A 253-nucleotide genomic window follows, 5' to 3' on the forward strand; every position below is an offset into this window, starting at 1 on the left:
GTGTCAGGAGCTGTTACAGAGATTTCAGGTGGCATGCAGCAAATTTCCGGTAGTATGGATCAAGTGAGCCAGGCAACGGCAGAGTCAGCTGAAAGATCTCAAAAGGGTACGGAAGTTATTAGAAAGACAGTTAGCCAAATGAAATTGATAAATGATAATGCTATTGGGATGTCAGAAATCATTGGTCAATTAGGAGAAAAGTCATCTCAAATTGGAAATATTATTGATCTCATAATCAATGTAGCGGAACAAA

Annotated in this window: 1 pseudogene; it reads left to right on the forward strand. The window is 38.7% G+C overall.

The window, feature by feature from the left end:
• Window positions 1-253: pseudogene (locus AOA61_RS31285) on the forward strand (chemotaxis protein); the annotation flags it as partial.

Origin of the sequence: Pseudomonas sp. 2995-1, assembly GCF_002742505.1 — a bacterium.
Lineage (GTDB): Bacteria > Pseudomonadota > Gammaproteobacteria > Pseudomonadales > Pseudomonadaceae > Aquipseudomonas > Aquipseudomonas sivasensis.